16 protein-coding genes and 2 pseudogenes are annotated in these 14,966 nt (G+C 70.2%); 9 read left to right on the top strand and 9 right to left on the bottom strand.

Annotation, left to right across the window (positions count from 1 at the left end; translation table 11 throughout):
* Positions 1 to 55: 55 nt before the first annotated feature.
* The 5 genes from ACFRAC_RS25940 to ACFRAC_RS25920 are packed head-to-tail and all read right to left on the bottom strand — an operon-like array spanning position 56 to position 5,555.
* Positions 56 to 802 (bottom strand): response regulator transcription factor, encoded by a 747-nt coding sequence (locus tag ACFRAC_RS25940; protein ID WP_382929311.1) that lies wholly within the window; start codon positions 800 to 802, stop codon positions 56 to 58.
* A gap of 56 nt (positions 803 to 858) precedes the next feature.
* Positions 859 to 3,510 carry an FtsX-like permease family protein gene (locus ACFRAC_RS25935; RefSeq protein ID WP_382929302.1) on the bottom strand — a complete coding sequence of 884 codons (2,652 nt, stop codon included), beginning with the start codon at positions 3,508 to 3,510 and terminating at the stop codon, positions 859 to 861.
* Positions 3,507 to 4,169 (bottom strand): ABC transporter ATP-binding protein, encoded by a 663-nt coding sequence (locus ACFRAC_RS25930; protein ID WP_382929294.1) that lies wholly within the window; start codon positions 4,167 to 4,169, stop codon positions 3,507 to 3,509. Before ACFRAC_RS25930 ends, ACFRAC_RS25935 begins: the two co-directional genes overlap by 4 nt.
* The gene (locus ACFRAC_RS25925) at positions 4,156 to 4,896 is read right to left on the bottom strand and encodes an ABC transporter ATP-binding protein (RefSeq protein WP_382929279.1); all 741 of its coding nucleotides are present in this window, start codon (positions 4,894 to 4,896) and stop codon (positions 4,156 to 4,158) included. Before ACFRAC_RS25925 ends, ACFRAC_RS25930 begins: the two co-directional genes overlap by 14 nt.
* Before the next feature lie 5 nt (positions 4,897 to 4,901).
* Complete coding sequence (locus tag ACFRAC_RS25920) at positions 4,902 to 5,555, bottom strand: hypothetical protein (RefSeq protein WP_382929269.1); 654 nt, start codon at positions 5,553 to 5,555, stop codon at positions 4,902 to 4,904.
* A 156-nt stretch (positions 5,556 to 5,711) separates the two neighbouring features.
* On the opposite strand from ACFRAC_RS25920, the gene ACFRAC_RS25915 reads away from it, so the two are divergent.
* From ACFRAC_RS25915 to ACFRAC_RS25905, 3 genes are all read left to right on the top strand, one after another.
* Positions 5,712 to 7,028 (top strand): sensor histidine kinase, encoded by a 1,317-nt coding sequence (locus tag ACFRAC_RS25915; protein ID WP_382929261.1) that lies wholly within the window; start codon positions 5,712 to 5,714, stop codon positions 7,026 to 7,028.
* Between the two features lie 245 nt (positions 7,029 to 7,273).
* A complete protein-coding gene (locus tag ACFRAC_RS25910; RefSeq protein ID WP_382929243.1) occupies positions 7,274 to 7,999 on the top strand; it encodes an alkaline phosphatase family protein in 726 nt (241 codons plus the stop codon).
* Positions 7,996 to 8,862, top strand: coding sequence for a hypothetical protein (locus ACFRAC_RS25905; RefSeq protein WP_382929228.1), 867 nt, complete (start codon positions 7,996 to 7,998; stop codon positions 8,860 to 8,862). Before ACFRAC_RS25910 ends, ACFRAC_RS25905 begins: the two co-directional genes overlap by 4 nt.
* Positions 8,863 to 9,099: 237 nt before the next feature.
* On the opposite strand, the pseudogene ACFRAC_RS25900 reads toward ACFRAC_RS25905, so the two are convergent.
* A pseudogene (locus tag ACFRAC_RS25900) lies at positions 9,100 to 9,294 on the bottom strand (sodium-dependent transporter); the annotation flags it as partial.
* Position 9,295: 1 nt separating this feature from the next.
* On the opposite strand from ACFRAC_RS25900, the pseudogene ACFRAC_RS25895 reads away from it, so the two are divergent.
* Both ACFRAC_RS25895 and ACFRAC_RS25890 read left to right on the top strand, forming a co-directional pair.
* Positions 9,296 to 9,547, top strand: a pseudogene (locus ACFRAC_RS25895) (hypothetical protein); the annotation flags it as partial.
* 169 nt (positions 9,548 to 9,716) lie between these two features.
* Entirely contained in the window at positions 9,717 to 10,592 is an 876-nt protein-coding gene (locus ACFRAC_RS25890; protein ID WP_382929222.1) for a hypothetical protein, read from the top strand.
* Positions 10,593 to 10,598: 6 nt separating this feature from the next.
* On the opposite strand, the gene ACFRAC_RS25885 is transcribed toward ACFRAC_RS25890, so the two are convergent.
* Positions 10,599 to 11,093, bottom strand: a complete 495-nt coding sequence (locus ACFRAC_RS25885) for a sensor histidine kinase (RefSeq protein WP_382929211.1) — start codon at positions 11,091 to 11,093, stop codon at positions 10,599 to 10,601.
* A gap of 21 nt (positions 11,094 to 11,114) precedes the next feature.
* Here ACFRAC_RS25885 and ACFRAC_RS25880 point away from each other — a divergent pair, with 21 nt between their 5' ends.
* On the top strand, positions 11,115 to 11,405 hold the full coding sequence (locus ACFRAC_RS25880; protein ID WP_382929193.1) for a transposase: 291 nt from the start codon (positions 11,115 to 11,117) through the stop codon (positions 11,403 to 11,405).
* 133 nt (positions 11,406 to 11,538) lie between these two features.
* On the opposite strand, the gene ACFRAC_RS25875 is transcribed toward ACFRAC_RS25880, so the two are convergent.
* Positions 11,539 to 11,970 carry an ASCH domain-containing protein gene (locus ACFRAC_RS25875; RefSeq protein WP_382929163.1) on the bottom strand — a complete coding sequence of 144 codons (432 nt, stop codon included), beginning with the start codon at positions 11,968 to 11,970 and terminating at the stop codon, positions 11,539 to 11,541.
* 173 nt (positions 11,971 to 12,143) lie between these two features.
* Between ACFRAC_RS25875 and ACFRAC_RS25870 the strand changes: the two genes are divergently transcribed.
* Positions 12,144 to 12,503 (top strand): hypothetical protein, encoded by a 360-nt coding sequence (locus ACFRAC_RS25870; protein WP_382929152.1) that lies wholly within the window; start codon positions 12,144 to 12,146, stop codon positions 12,501 to 12,503.
* Between the two features lie 238 nt (positions 12,504 to 12,741).
* On the opposite strand, the gene ACFRAC_RS25865 is transcribed toward ACFRAC_RS25870, so the two are convergent.
* Complete coding sequence (locus tag ACFRAC_RS25865) at positions 12,742 to 13,620, bottom strand: GNAT family N-acetyltransferase (protein WP_382929140.1); 879 nt, start codon at positions 13,618 to 13,620, stop codon at positions 12,742 to 12,744.
* Between the two features lie 181 nt (positions 13,621 to 13,801).
* Here ACFRAC_RS25865 and ACFRAC_RS25860 point away from each other — a divergent pair, with 181 nt between their 5' ends.
* Positions 13,802 to 14,443, top strand: a complete 642-nt coding sequence (locus ACFRAC_RS25860) for a transposase (protein WP_382929122.1) — start codon at positions 13,802 to 13,804, stop codon at positions 14,441 to 14,443.
* Complete coding sequence (locus ACFRAC_RS25855; protein WP_382929473.1) at positions 14,329 to 14,937, top strand: transposase; 609 nt, start codon at positions 14,329 to 14,331, stop codon at positions 14,935 to 14,937. The genes ACFRAC_RS25860 and ACFRAC_RS25855 overlap by 115 nt, the downstream gene beginning before the upstream one ends.
* Positions 14,938 to 14,966: the final 29 nt, after the last annotated feature.

The following is a 14,966-nucleotide window of genomic DNA, read 5'->3' as shown; positions in this document are numbered from 1 at the left end:
AGCCGCAGCCTGGTCCGGGCAGTCTACGTCGGCGCTGCATGGGTCGAGCCCTCGCTCAATCCACCGGATCCGGCGGCCGTTCCAGCCGGTATCCGTGCCCCCGCAGCGTGGTGATCTCCGGCAGGCGGACGGGACCGCCCCCCGCCTGCACCGCCTCGGTCAGTCTGCGTCGCAGGCCCGCCATCGTCACGTCGAGGGTCTTGGTGGGTCCGAACCAGTTCTCGTCCCATACCTCGGTCATCAACGTCTCCCGCGACACCGCCTCACCGACCCGCTCGGCCAGCACCGCGAGCAGGTCGAACTCCTTGGCCCGCAGGGGGATTTCGGCATCGTGCAGCGCGCAACGCCGGGCGGAGACGTCGACGACCAGATCGCCCAGCCGCACCGGCTTTTGGACCGGGGCGGCCACTGCCTGCCGCCGCAGATGCGCTCGCAGCCGGGCGAGCAGCACGGTCATGCTGAACGGTTTGACGAGATAGTCGTCGGCCCCGGCATCCAGTCCGGCGATGACGTCGATGTCCTCGGTCCGCGCGGTCAGCACGACGATCAGCAGATCGGGGAGGCGGCCCCGCAGATCCCGGGCCACGTCCAGGCCGTCCATGTCGGGCAGCCCCAGGTCCAGCAGCAGCACGTCGTACGGTGCCCGCGCGGCCTCGGCCAGCGCGCCCGCCCCCGTACGGCACCATGTCGGCGCGTAGTCGTGGCCGCGCAGGCCGGCCTCCAGATGGCGGCCGATGGTGTCGTCGTCCTCGACGACGAGGACATGGTGGCGGTGGCGGTCCGGTGCGGCGGGCGTGCGCATGGACCACAGCCTAGGAGTGGACAGGGCGACGGGCCCGTTGTGCGTGCGGGGAGTGTTCACAGGTCGCGGAGCTCCTCCACGGCGGGGCGTCGGGTGGTGCGGATGCCGTTGAGGGCCGCGGCGAGGATGGCGGCGACGGCGGCGGTGGCGGTGAGTGCGAGGTAGGTGCCGGGGACCGAGAGGCCGGCGGGTGGCGGATCGAAGACGCCGGTCAGCACCTTGACCAGCATCTGTGACAGGGCCCAGCCGATCAGGGCGCCTCCGGCGAGACCGCCGGCGGCTAGCAGCAGGGCCTCGGTGAGGACCATGCCGCGCAGGTGACGTGCCCGCGCGCCGAGGACCGTGGCGATCGCGAAGGTACCGCGGCGTTCGGCGAGCCCGAGGGCGAGGACGAGCCCGCCGGCTCCCGCGGCCAGCAGCACCGCGAAGGCGAGTTCGATGCGCGTCAGGCCCGCCAGATCGACCGAGGTCAGGCTGGTGCCGACGGTGCCGCGGGTCTGGGTGAGGTCGGTGACGGTGGCACCGGTGCCCAGCTGCCGGCGCAGATGTGCGGCGATCTGCTTCTGGTGGCTGCCGCCGGTGTCGAGGAGGAAGGCGCCCACCGCGTCGCTGCCGGTGGCCTTGGCGACGTAGGAGGCGTTCGCGACGAAGAAGCTGTCCTTGGGGGCGGTGGGGAACTCCTTGGCGATGCCCGCGTAGTGGAAGGGGACCGTGTGCAGGGCTTTGGTGCGGGCGTCCTGGACGCGCAGGTTGACGGTGTCGCCGGGGGAGAGCTGGAAATCCTTGGCGGTCTCGACGCTGACCAGCAGGTTGTCCGGGTGCTGGGCAAGGCGCTGCATCAGCCGCCGGGCGCTGCCGCCGGCGAAGTAGGCGTCCTGGAGCGAGGTGGCCCTGGCGATGGTGTCCGGGCGGACGCCGTAGAGGTCCTGGAGGTCGGAGCCGACATAGGCGAAGCGGTGCTGGAGGGGTTCGACGTGCCGTACACCCGAGATATTCAGGGCCGCTCCGGAAGCGGGTGGGACCTGGGCTCCGGGCGGTTCGGTGACGGTGACGTCGGCGCCGTTGGTGAGCCGGGCGTCGACCTCGGCCTGCTGGTGGTACGTGGCGTTGAAGACGGCGGTGGACACGGCGAAGGAGACGGCCAGGGCGAGCAGCACCACCGAGCGGGCGAGCGGTCGCCGGCGCCGGGTCAGTACGGCCGCGGTGGTCCCGGCCAGGGTCGCGGTCAGCGGGCGGGCCAGCCGGGTCAGAACGGGACGGCCATGTGTGAGGACCAGCAGGGTCAGGCGCCACAGCAGCAGGGCCGCGCCGATCCACAGCAGGGCGGGGCCGAGGAAGGCCCAGTACGACACGGAGATGCTGGGAACGCCCTCGGGGGCGAGGACCAGCGCATACTGGTTGCCGGAGGAGGCACGGAAGACCAGCCACGAGCCGATCAGGAGCACGAAGTCCAGGCCGTACCGCAGCCACCAGGGCGACCGGGCGGGGCGTACGCCCCCCTGTTTACGGGTGTCGGCGACGGTGACCGAGCGCAGGTCCCGCAGCGCGGGGACGAGAACGGCGCCGGCGGCCACCGCGGCTCCCAGCACGAAGGCGATCGCGTACCAGACGACCCACTGCCCCGCGCTCGCGCCGAACGAGGCCGCACCGAACGCGAGACGGCCGGTGAGCGCCGCGACACCCAGCCCCGCGAGGCCCCCCGCGAGGCCGATGAGGGCGGCTTCCAGGCCCGCGAGACCGGTGATCTGCCGGGGCCGCAGCCCGCGCAGTCGCAGCAGCCCCTGTTCCTGCCGCCGCCGTTCGCCGCCGGCCGAGGCGACCGCCGCCGTCAGCGCGGCCGCCAGGACCGCGCCGGGCACGCCGAGGAAGAGGAAGAGGATCTGGGCGTACAGGGCGTCCTGGCGGGCGGAGTCGAGGGCGGCGCCGATGTTGTTGCCGACCAGGGCGGTGCCGGCGGAGCGGGCCTCCAGGTTGTGGGCGGCGCCGGTGACGGAGGAGAACGCGGAGGCGGGGTCGGAGGGCAGGCGGGTGTGGTCGCGGGTGACGTGGATCTGGGTGGTGACGGCGGTGGCGCCGCGGGTGAGGGAGGCGAAGCGGGTGGCGGGCAGCAGGACGACGTTGTCCGGGGGCGCGGTCGGCTGGGACTGGCTGGGGGCGCCGACGGTCTGGAAGAGGGAGTCGGCCTGGGGCAGGTCGACCACGCCGTCCACCTTCACCTGGCGCAGGCCCGCACCGGGGAGCCGTAGGCCGATGGTGTCGCCGGGGGCGGCGTGCAGGTTGGAGGCGGTCTGCTGGGCCAGCAGGACGCCGGTGGAGGAGCCCGACAGCGTGCGGATGGCGTCCGGGAAGCGCGCGCGGTAGCCGTCGGGCAGGCCAAGGGCGATGCCGGGACCGGTGGACTGGGTGCTGCCCTGCACGCGGGCGGTGAAGCCGCTGGTGTGGGCGAAGCCGACCGGCAGCGCGGCGCGGGTGCCGGGAGTCCTGTGCACCAGGGACAGGACGGTGTTCGGGTCGGCGCCGGGCTGCACCTGGACCTGCCAGTCCACGGCGACCGAGCGCAGGGCGCGCTGGGTCATGGTCGCCTTCGACGCGGTGAGGAAGGAGCCGAGTGCGGCGACGAGGGCGACCGCGAGCGCGATGCCTGCCAGGGCGGCCAGCAGCCGTCCGGTGCGGTGGCGGGCCAGCCCGCCGGCCCATGCGGCGATCATGACACCTCCTCGGGTGCGAGCAGCCGTCCGTCGCGCATGGTGCGCCGGACGGTGAGCCGGGCGGCGACGGCCGGATCGTGGGTGGTGACGACGAGCGCCGCGCCCGCGTGACCGGCGGCCGTCAGCAGGGCGTCGAGGACGCGGGTGGCGGTGGCGTGGTCGAGGCGGCCGGTGGGTTCGTCGGCGAGGATCAGGCGGGGCGCCTGGGCCAGGACTCGGGCGGCGGCCACCCGTTGTGCCTGGCCGCCGGAGATCTCCTCGGGCAGCCGTTCGGCGAGGTCGGCGGCGTCCACCAGGGCGAGCGCGGCGAGCGCGGTCCGCCTGGCCTCGTGCTCCGGGCGGTCGGCGAGGACCAGGGGGAGGGCGGTGTTCTCGGCGACGTTCAGGGCGGGGATCAGGCTGTCGCCCTGGAAGACGAGGCCGATGTCGTACGGCCCGAGGGAGGCGGCGCGGATGACGGTGCCGCGGGTGGGCTGTTCGAGTCCGGCGATCAGATGGAGCAGCGAGCTCTTGCCCGATCCCGAGGGGCCGACCACCGCGAGCCGGTCCCCGGCCCGGATCTCCAGGTCGGCGCCGTGCACGGCCACGACCGCCTGGGCTCCCCGGCCGAAGGTCAGGGCCGCGTCCGTGCAGGTGACGAGCACGTCATCCGATGACATCGGGTGCCTCCTCGCGGTCGTGCGACGGTGGGCCGTCGGTGGCCTTGCCGTCCGTCAACGTGATCACCCGGTCCGCGATCCGGACCGCCTCCGCGCTGTGCGTGACGAGCAGCACCGCGCAGCCTTCCGCGGCCCGCTCCCGCAGCAGTGAGAGCACCGACTGTTCGGTCTCGCCGTCCAGTTCACCGGTCGGTTCGTCGGCGAGCAGAACGGCGGGCGCGTTGGCCAGGGCGACGGCGAGCCCTGCCCGCGCCAGCTCGCCGCCGGACAGCTGCCGGGGCAGGGCACGTGCCCGCCCGGCCAGCCCCACCTGCGCCAGCAGGGTCTCGGCCAGGACGGGGGCCCTGCGGCCCCGCGCCTGCTGCGGCAGGCGGACGTTGTCGCGCACGTTCAGGTGGGGCAGCAGATTGCGGGTCTGCAGCAGGACGCCGATGTGCCGGGCGCGCAGCCGGGCCCGCTCGGTCTCCGGCCGGTGGCTGATCCGTACGTCCCCCACGCGGACCTCGCCGCCGGAGGGTTCGTCGAGTCCGGCCAGGCACGCCAGCAGAGTCGACTTTCCGGCCCCGGAAGGTCCCACCACCGCGACGGTCTCACCACGTCGCACCGTCAGCGACACCCCGCGCAGCGCGAGCGTCTCCTCCTCGCCGGCCCGGTAGAAGCGGTACAGCTCGCGGGCCGTCAGCACATCGTCGGCCGAGCCGCGGGAGTCGTACGAGTCGACTGGCATCGCGCTCACCGCCATGCGAAGGAGTCGCTGACGATGCGCCAGGGATCGACGTTGTCCGCCTTTACCGGGCCGGACAGTGTCAGGTCGACCTCGTGCCCCGCGCGATAGAAGGCGTACCGTTCGAACGCGTCCCGCACGACCTTGCCGGTCACCGGGTCCTTCGCCGAATAGCCCTGGTAGGTCAGCAGGACCACACGACCGGAGTGCCGCGTCACCTCCGACACCTTCGGAGCGGCGAACTTCGGTACCTGGGAGCGCAGTTGCGGGATCACCTTGTTGGTGACCGAGCCGGTCGTCGGCGCGCTGTTGGCGGAGACCGCCGTGATCTTCACGGAGTTGAGCTTGTCCGTGAACACGCTGGTGCTGCCCTGGTCGGTGCGGGCCCAGCCCTCGGGCACCTTGACCGTGAATCCGGTGAAGGAACCGCCGCTCGGCCGGTAGGCGACGAAGGCCTGGTTGTCGGGGATGTCGCCGGGAGGGTTGGACTCGGTGGGCGCCGCGTTGTTCTGCCCGCCTCCGGAAGAGGAACCGGCCGGGGACGTCGTCGAACCAGAACCCGAACCCGAGCCCGACCCCGAACTCGTCCCGGAACAGCCCGCAGTCACCGCTGCCACGAGGGCCAGTCCGACGACCGCGTACGTCCGTGTGCGTGCTGCCATGACCACTGCCCTCCAAGGGGAGTCCTCGGACCGGACGGTCCACGGCACCGACGCTAGGGAGAGGCCGGTTAACGCCCTGCTCGCCGCGGGTTAGAGGACGGCAAAAGCGTGTGGCGCTGCACGTCCGCCCAGGTTAACGGCCCGCATGATGGGGTCATGAGACAGCGCGTGGTGCGAGTCGCCCTGACCGCCGCTCTGGTCGCCGTCGTCCTCCTCGCCGTCCCGCTCGCCCTGGCCATCAGGTCGTCCCTGTACGCGGACCAGCGCGACACCCTTGAGCGGTCCGCCCTGGCCGGGGCCGTACGCGTGAGCCCGGACTACGCGACCGGCGACCCGGCGGAACTGCCGAGGCCCCCGGCAGGCGGGCACCTCGGCCTGTACGACCCGCAGTCGCGGCTACGGGCGGGCAGCGGGCCCCGCTCGGGCGACGCCCCGGTCAGTCGCGCCCTGGGCGGAGACGCCGTACGAGGCCACTCGGGCGGCGACCTGGTGGTCACCGTGCCCGTCTCCCACGCCGAGAAGGTGATCGGCGTCGTGCGGGCCTCGTCCCCCGCAGCCTCCGTGCGCGACCGCGTCCTCGTCGCGTGGGCGGTGCTGCTGGGGGTGTCGGCTTTGGCGCTGGCCGTCGCGGTCGTCGTTGCCCGCCGTCAGGCACGGGTGCTGGCCGCACCGTTGGAGGACCTCTCCCGCCACTGCCGGGCCGTGACCGAGGGCGACCTCAACGCCAGGGCCGCCCCCAGCAGCGTGGCCGAGATCGACCAGGTCGCCCGTACCCACAACGAGATGCTGCACAGCCTCTCCGAACTCCTCCGCCATGAACGCGACTTCGCCGCCAACGCCTCCCACCAGCTACGCACCCCTCTCACCGGTCTGCAACTCGCCCTGGAAGCGGGCCTCGCCCAGGACGACGACGCCGGGCTGCGACCCGTCCTGGCCGAAGCACTGGCCACCACCCACCGCCTGCACCACACGGTGGAGGAGGTGCTGCGTCTGTCGGGTGCCGGCAAGGTGTCCCCCTCCGCCGCCGGGAAGATCGCGGTGGGGCAGCTGCTGCGGGACGCCGAGGAACGCTGGCACGGCCTGTTCGCCCGGGACGGCAGACGCCTGGAGTGCGCCGCACGGGACACACCGGCCGACGTCCTGGTCCCAGGCGCGCCCGTGTCGGAGGTGCTCGGCATCCTGCTGGACAACGCCCGCGTGCATGGGCGCGGCACCGTCCGGGTCACCGTGCGGGACCTGGAGGACGCCCTCGCCTTCGACGTGCGTGACGAGGGTGCCGTGGCGGGCGAGCCGGCCCGGCTGTTCGACCGGGGACACACCGGGGACGGACCGGGGGTGGGCATCGGCCTGGCTCTCGCCCGGGACCTGGCCGTCTCGCTCGGCGGCAGGATCTCCCTGACCAGTGCTCGCCCCGCCACCTTCACCTTGCTGATTCCCGTCGACCGGGACGAGGCACAGGAGTCGCCCGGGTGAGAGGGCCGTCCTGCGCCGCCCTCCCGTGTGTGGCCGTCCTTCGGCCTTGAGGAAAACAGACCTGCTTGATGAAGACACGACCGCTTCTTCCGTGTGCGTTCACACATGCGCCGTTTCCGGTACGCAAGGCGCGACTCTGATGGGCCCGCCTCGCAAAGCACCCCAAAGAGCCGGGAGATGCACACATGTCCAGAAGTCATGTCAGACTCGCAGCCGTTTTCGCTGCTGCCGGAGCCCTGACCGGCGTGACTGCCGTCCAGCCCCCCGCTTTTGCCGCCACCCACCACCAGGCCCCCGCCAAGAACGTCCTGCTGATCTCGGTCGACGGACTGCACCAGCCAGACCTGGCCTGGTACGTCTCCCAGCACCCCAACTCCGCGCTGGCCCGGCTGGTCGGCGGCGGCGTGGAGGACACCCACGCCAAGACCACCACGCCGTCCGACTCCTTCCCCGGCATGGTCGCCCAGGCGACCGGTGGCGGCCCCGGCACCACCGGCCTCTACTACGACGACACCTACAACGCGGCGCTCCTGCCCGCCGGGACCACCAGCTGCAAGACCGTCAAGCCCGGTGCCGAGGTGGACCTCACGGAGGACCTGGACAGGAACCAGGCATCCATCGACGCCGGTCAGGGCCTCACCGGCCTGCCGGACAGCCTCCTGTCGATGACGGGCAACCCTGCGAGCCTGATCAACGCCTCCAAGCTGCCGGTCGACCCCAAGACCTGCAAGCCGGTCTACCCGCACTCCTACCTCAAGGTGAACACCGTCTTTGAGGTAGCCGCAGCGCGGGTCTGCGCACCGCGTGGTCGGACAAGCACGCGGCGTACGAGATCCTCAACGGGCCCTCGGGCAGCGGCATTCAGGACCTGTTCACGCCCGAGATCAACAGCGACGCCCTCGACTGCCCGGCCGGCGACGACTGGACCAAGGACAACCAGGCCACCGAGCAGTACGACGGCTACAAGGTGAAGGCCGTCCTCAACGAGATCGACGGCTACGACCACAGCCGGGCCCACAAGATCGGCACCCCGGCGATCTTCGGCCTCAACTTCCAGTCGGTCTCCACCGCGCAGAAGCTGCCCGCCTCCGACGAGCTCGAAGGCGGCTACACCGCCAAGAACGTGCCCGGACCGCTGCTGGCGAAGAACCTGGACTTCGGCAACGTGAAAATCGGCGCCCTGACTTCTGAGATCGCCAAGCGGCACCTGGCCGACAGCACCACGGTCATCCTGTCCGCCAAGCACGGGCAGTCGCCCACCGAGCCCACCGCGCTCACCCGGATCGACGACGGCCCGCTGCTGGACAGCCTCAACTCCGCCTGGAGGAAGATCCATCCCGCCGCCGGCGATCTGGTCGCGCACTCCGTGGACGACGACGCGATACTGCTCTGGCTGACCGACCGCTCGCAGGCCGCCACCGAGTTCGCAAAGAAATACCTGCTGGCGCAGAGCGGCACCGGGACCGACATCAACGCCGCACCCAAGGCCTTCACCCGCAGCGGACTCAGCAAGGTCTACGCCGGCAAGACCGCGGCCCACTACTTCCACGTCGAGGCCGGTGACGCCCGTGTCCCGGACATCTTCGGCCTCGCGCAGTACGGCGTCGTCTACACCGGCGGCACCAAGAAGATCGCCGAGCACGGCGGCGCCCACGCTGACGACCTGGACGTTCCGCTGGTGGTGTCGGGCGCCTCGGTTCCGGACGGCGTGCGCGACTCCGCGAGCATGCAGACCAAGCAGATCGCACCGACGATCCTGAACCTGCTCGGTCTGAACCCCCGCTCTTTGCAGGCCGTGCGCGAGGAGCACACCACGGTGCTGCCGGTCCGCTGAGCGATCCGGTGTGCCCCGGCCTGACGAGGGCGGGCCGCCCATGTCGAGGTCACCTGGGCGGCCCCGTGCCGGGTGGGGGTTCAGCCGTTCGGGCCTGCCGGGGTCGTGGTGGTCTTGAAGCCCTCGGTCTTGTTGGCCTGGAGGGCGAAGTCGTTGGTGAACGTCTTGCTGAGGTCTACCGACCCCTTTACATTGCCGACCAGTTTCTCCGTCGCCAGGGAGATCTTCGGACCGCCGGTAGCCGCCGTGGAGGAGCGGCACCAAGGTGGTGATGATCAGCGGGATGGTGAGCGGGCTGAGGAGTGTGGAGGCGAGGACGAGTCCCACCATGGCGGGCTGGTCGCCCTCACCCTTGCCGGTCCAGACGGTGGCTCCGGCGGCCACCGGCATCGACACGATCAGGATCATCGCGGTGATCAGTCCGCTGCCGCCGGTCGCCCTCGCGCACTTCGCCCTTGACCTGGACGCGGTGTGGAGTTTCTGGATCGCCTACATCCTCACCCGACCGCTCGGCGCGTCCATCGGCGACTACCTCTCCCAGCCCACCGGCGACGGCGGCCTGGGTATGGGAACCGTCGTCACCAGTGCGCTGTTCCTCACCGTCATCCTCGGTCTGGTCGTGCATCTGTCGGTGACCCGCAAGGACGTGGCGCAGTCGCAGTGCGCCGCCCGGCATGCGGCCTGAGCAGGGGCGCGGCCCGCGTTCAGGATGCGTTCAGGCTGGCGCTGCCAAGATCGGTCCGGCGATCACTCTTCGAGGTCGCCTCGTTGCATAGGGTGCTCGCCCCTCAGCCTCGGGGCGGGCGTTCTGCCGTACGACCGAATCGGAGCCCCCCACCATGCAGCCACCGGAAGTGTTCACTGATCTCGAGGTCGCGAGCGCGACCAAGTCTGTGATGAAGAAGCTGCCCGAGGTCACTCTGGCGTTCTGGATCATGAAGATCGCCGCGACCACCCTCGGCGAGACAGCCGGAGACCTCTTCGCCCAGACCCTGAAGCTCGGCTACTTCCTCACCACGATCGCCCTGTTCCTTCTGTTCGTGGTGACCTTGGTCGTCCAGCTGAGGTCCAGCCGCTACAACCCGTTCTTCTACTGGACCGTGATCCTGTCGACCAGCATGGCCGGCACCACGATGTCCGACTTCATGAACCGTGACGCGAGCACCAAGTTCCTTTCTGGCGGTGCCACTTCGCTCGGCTGGGGACCGCAGGGTCTCGGCCTCGGCTACCCCACCGGGGCAGCGATCCTCATCTCGATCCTGCTGGTCATCTTCGCCGTCTGGAAGATGTCCGGGATGACCTTCCAGATCCGCGACATCGTCACCTTCCGCGGCGAGGCGCTGTTCTGGTCGGCGATCCTCGTCTCCAACACCCTCGGCACCTCCATGGGTGACTTCCTCTCCGACAGCTCTGGGCTCGGTTACGCCGGTGGCGCTCTGCTCGTGAGCGGGGCGCTCGCTGTGCTCGTCGCCCTGATGAAGGTGCCGGTGGTGCCGAACGTGCTGCTGTTCTGGATCGCCTTCGTCCTCACCCGCCCCCTGGGCGCCACCGCGGGTGACTTCCTGACCAAGCCGGTCGCCAAGGGCGGCCTGGACCTCGGCACCGCAGGGTCCTCAGTCGTGCTCCTGGGCATCCTGCTCAGTCTGGTGGCCTACGCGCAGGTCCAGGAACGCCGGACCACCGCACCGAGGCCGACGGGACGGGAGCCGGTCAGTCAGCGGGCCGACTGAGTCCGGTCACTCGACAGGCAGGTCGACCCGGAAGCGTGCCCCGCAGGTGTGACCGCGATCGTGGGACACCTCACCGCCGACGGCGCGTGCCAGGCGCCGTGCGAGCGGCAGTCCGAGACCCGCGCCGTCGTGCCCGTCGCTGGGGTCGGCGCGGCGGCCGGGCTGGAAAAGGTCGTCGGCGAACGCCGCCGGCACACCGGGGCCGTCGTCGGTGACGTCGATACGCACGCTGCCGGGCAGCCGCCGCGTGGACACGGTCATCGCGGAATGTGCGTAGCGCACCGAGTTGGTCAGCAGCGGGTTGACGATGCGTTCGAGGAGGGCGGACGCGACTCCTGCCTGTAGTCCTGGATCCTCCACGTCGACGACGATCTTCACATGCTCCGGTGTGTCGAGGCTCTCGACCAGTCGGCGCAGGACCGGCACGACGGAGGTGGTGCCGGGAGCCGTCGAGGCGTTCTGCGCCCTGTCTCGGGCGTCGTCGAGCAGGGACAGAGGCACGACAGCCCGCAGTTCCAGCCCGTGCTGGAGGGCATCCGGGTGCCCCGCATTAGCCCGGGCCGGCCCCGCACCAAGCCGGACAAGGTCCGCGCCGATAAGGCCTACGGCTCTCGCGCGAACCGCGCCTACCTGCGCAGACGAGGTGTCGCGTGCACCATTCCGGAGAAGGCCGACCAGGTCCGCAACCGCCAGAAGCTCGGCACCCGAGGCGGCCGACCGCCCAAGTTCGACACGGCCGACTACAAGGAGCGCCATGCGGTGGAATGCGGGATCAATCGGCTGAAGCGCCACCGAGCCGTCGCCACGCGATAGGACAAGCTCGCCGTCCGTCACGAGGCAACCGTACTGGTCGCAGCCATCAACGAGTGGCTGTGACCAGCAGCCGTCCGCACCCACAGGGCCTGTCCGGTTGATCCTCCCGGACTCCCATCGAGTCGGACGCGGGTCACGGACCACCCGAGTCGTCGGGCTCGACCACGCGGAAGCGTTCTGCAACGACAAGGGTGTCGTCATCAATGACCGGGGTGGGTCCCAGGTACTCCCTCACGCCCTCGCTCCGGAAGAACTCTTCGTGCGCTGCCCGCCACTCCGCCACGTCGGAGTAGCCGCGTCCCTCTGCTCGAGCGAAGTCGCCGTCGATCTCCTTCATGGGAACGACGCGCACGTCGACGAGCTCGATCGTGACGGCCGGACGGCCTTCGGAATCAAGCACCCAGAATCGTTGTCCGGTCACCGGTACTGCCTCGCCGGCGTGTTCGTAGATCTCCAGGAGACCCGTGAGCGTGGTCTTCTGACCGCTCAAGATCGCCGCCACACCACGGTCACGTTCCGGACCCGGGAAGGCGAGTTCAAGAGTCGGAAGGTCGTCATGTCCCATCGAGCGAGGTTATGGAGCCCGGCCGCGTTGATCAAGGGCCACCGCTCCGCTCGCCCCCGAACCCACAGCAACCACTTTCACAACACGCCCTAGGGGAGCCGTATGCGCCCGTCTCGCCCGGTTGCGCCATCGTCCAAGCCGCCCGTGCGGGCGAGTGCATAGAATCCGATCCCATGCCGAAGCCTGACGAGCTGCTCGTTGCGATAACTGCCCTTGTGGAGTCCAGACAGAGCAATCAGATGTCCCTGACCGTGGTCACCAGTGGTGCTGTCATCACCGGTCGGCTCGCTCCGGAAGCCATGTGGAGGCAGAGGGTGTCGGAGGTGCTGACGGACTCAGCCGATCTGGGCGAGTTCTCCGCCGTCTTCGACAACCCCGCGAGGAAGGACGGACCGCCCACGCATCTGCATTTCCACGTCGCCCGGATCCTGCAGGGTACGGTGGGGATCCCGGAGACAGGGGGGATGTACCGCGTCGCGATCGAGGACGTCAGTGCCTGGACCATGGGCGACTTCAGCTACTCGGACCACTAACTGGCCCCAACAAAAAGCGGGTTGATCATGTGACTGTCGGCTTGGTCGCTCGTTGATGGGGGCATGGGGAAGCGTCAGTCGCGGCCGTGGATCGCGTCGGACGAACTGTGGTCGCTGATCGAGCCGTTGCTGCCCGTACCGGCGCCGAAACAGGTCGAGGGACGACCGCTAGGGCGTGTATCGAAAGCCCGGACAGGCCGGGCGGGGCGATGCCCCGGTCCGGCCCGTCCGCTCTCTGCTAAAGGTCGAGCTGATGCTGGTGTGTCGTGTGCGTGGGTGTGTAGCCGAGACCGTCGTTGATCCGTCGCATGTGCGTGTTGCTGTCGGCGGTGTCGGTCAGGAGGCCGTCGAGGTCCGGATAGTCCCTATGGGCCCGTCGGATCGACTCGGCCTTCATCCATCCGCCGAGGCCGTGTCCACGGTGCTCGGGCAGCACACCGGTGCCGTAATGCTGGCCGTCACCTGCGCCGTTGCCGGGGATGACGAGTTCGGTGAACCCGGCGATCGAGCCGTTGGAGGCGTCGACGGCGACGACGGTGTGCAGGTGGTCCCCGCGCTGTTCGACGGCCTTCGCCGCGGCCCGCACGCGGTCCACGTCCCAGGCCACGGTGCCGTACTCGGCGTCGTCCATGGGCATGTCGTCCATGGCGCGGCGTGAGGCGGCGAACGTCCGGGCGAGGTCGTCGGGGACGGTTCCCTGCCATGACGTCAGCCGGTAGCCGGGATGCGGACGCTCGACGATCCCAGCGAGGACGGTGGTGTCCACCTCGGCCATTGCCAGGCGGGTGTACCTGAAGGTGAGGACCTTTCGGAAACCGCGCGCTGCCAGGAAGTGGTCGCCGGGCGATTCGGCTTCTGCCTGTGCGACGACGCGGCGTCGGGCGTTGTCCCGGGCGGTGGCCACGACGGTGTCGAGGAGCCGGGAGCCGACGCCCTTGCGGCGCTCTGCAGGATGAACGCGGAGGTCGAGCTCGGCGAGGTGCTCCTGTCCGCCGTCGAGCAGGCGCAGGAAGGCGGTCCCGGCAGGGATGGAGTCCGCGTCCGACGCCAGCCAGGCGAGACGCCGGCCGTGCGGCCCGTGAGCGGGGTCGGTCAGTGGGGTGATGCGAAGGGACAAGGTGTCTCCGTCGAGAGGAGGTGGCAAGGGTCAGTACGCGAGCTCAACTCCTGGGCACTCGTGCGCATGTGCTCCACACCTCCTGGTCGACAGCGCCGGCCTGCACCGATGCGGGCGGCTGGGTGAACCTAGCTGGCCGACGGACCCCTGGGCAACGGATTACTGACTTCGGCTCGTTAGGGTGAACTTTCGCGAGGTTCCCAGTGGGCCCCGGTGTGGTGGCTGTATCCCGTGGTGTGTGAGGTATGCGGATGGGGGCGGGCTGACCACTGCGGGACGGCGGCGCCGAGAGTCGGTACGGCTGCAGGCGGCCGAGTTGTTCGAGCAGAAAATCAAGCCGTCGGAGGTGGCACGGCGCCTGAGAGTGAGCCCGAAGTCTGCCTATCAATGGCATCAGCTGTGGCGGGACGGCGGTGTTCAGGCTCTGGCCTCCCGTGGCCCGAGCGGATCGCGGTGCCGTCTATCCCCGCGCTGTCTGGAGAAGCTGGCTGCGTACCTCGAGCAGGGGCCGGCCGCGCACGGCTGGGTGGAGGACCAGGTGTGGACAGCGGCGAGAGTGGCCACCCTGATCGGCAGGAAGTTCCACATCTCCTACAGCGTCTCCGGTGCGACGAGGCTGATGCGCCGGCTCGGCTTCAGCCCGCAGGTGCCCGCGCGGCGGGTCGCTGAGCGCGACGAGCAGGCAGTCACCGTGTGGAAGGAGGCGACCTGGGCCGAGGTAAAAGAGCCCGGGCGGCCTGCGGGGGCTACATCTGTTTCGAGGACGAGGCAGGCTTCACCCGCCAGCCGCCCAAAGGACGTACCTGGGGCCGACGCGGAGTGACTCCGCGGGTGACAGTGAGCGGACGGCGTTCGGGACGGTTGTCCGTGGCCGGGCTGATCGCTATGCGACCCGGCTTCCGGACCCGGCTGTGTCACCGCCTGCGCACTCACCCATCGGGCAAAGGCAAGCGACGCAGCATGGGAGAGCGCGACTTCATCGCGCTGATCGACGGCATTCACCAGCTCGTCAAAGCGCCGATCGTGCTGGTGTGGGACCGCCTGAACACCCACGTCTCCCACGCCATGCGTGAGCTGATCTCCGAGCGTGCATGGCTGACAGTGTTCCTGCTACCTGCCTACTCGCCCGACCTCAATCCCGTCGAAGGGGTATGGGCACACGTCAAGCGCAGCCTGGCCAACCTAGCCGTGGTGGCCCTCGACCGGCTTGAGGCCCTCGTCCGCAACCGGCTCAAACGACTTCAGTACCGGCCCGACACCCTCGACGGCTTCATAGCGGGAACCGGCCTGACCCTCGACGATCCAACGTCACCCTGACAAGCCGAAGTCAGTAACGAAGAGACGGT

It is taken from the genome of Streptomyces sp. NPDC056628, assembly GCF_042792555.1.
Classification (GTDB): domain Bacteria; phylum Actinomycetota; class Actinomycetes; order Streptomycetales; family Streptomycetaceae; genus Streptomyces.
Note: the sequence above shows the minus strand (reverse complement) of the source record. Positions and strands in the feature narration are given on the sequence as shown.

Excerpts from the sequence above, each read along its gene's own strand:
- ACFRAC_RS25875 (WP_382929163.1), bottom strand. The coding sequence starts at position 11,970 with ATGGGACATGACGACCTTCCGACTCTTGAACTCGCCTTCCCGGGTCCG.
- ACFRAC_RS25920 (WP_382929269.1), bottom strand. The coding sequence starts at position 5,555 with ATGGCAGCACGCACACGGACGTACGCGGTCGTCGGACTGGCCCTCGTG.
- ACFRAC_RS25940 (WP_382929311.1), bottom strand. The coding sequence starts at position 802 with ATGCGCACGCCCGCCGCACCGGACCGCCACCGCCACCATGTCCTCGTC.
- ACFRAC_RS25930 (WP_382929294.1), bottom strand. The coding sequence starts at position 4,169 with ATGTCATCGGATGACGTGCTCGTCACCTGCACGGACGCGGCCCTGACC.
- ACFRAC_RS25925 (WP_382929279.1), bottom strand. The coding sequence starts at position 4,896 with ATGCCAGTCGACTCGTACGACTCCCGCGGCTCGGCCGACGATGTGCTG.
- ACFRAC_RS25915 (WP_382929261.1), top strand. The coding sequence starts at position 5,712 with ATGAGACAGCGCGTGGTGCGAGTCGCCCTGACCGCCGCTCTGGTCGCC.
- ACFRAC_RS25870 (WP_382929152.1), top strand. The coding sequence starts at position 12,144 with ATGCCGAAGCCTGACGAGCTGCTCGTTGCGATAACTGCCCTTGTGGAG.
- ACFRAC_RS25935 (WP_382929302.1), bottom strand. The coding sequence starts at position 3,510 with ATGATCGCCGCATGGGCCGGCGGGCTGGCCCGCCACCGCACCGGACGG.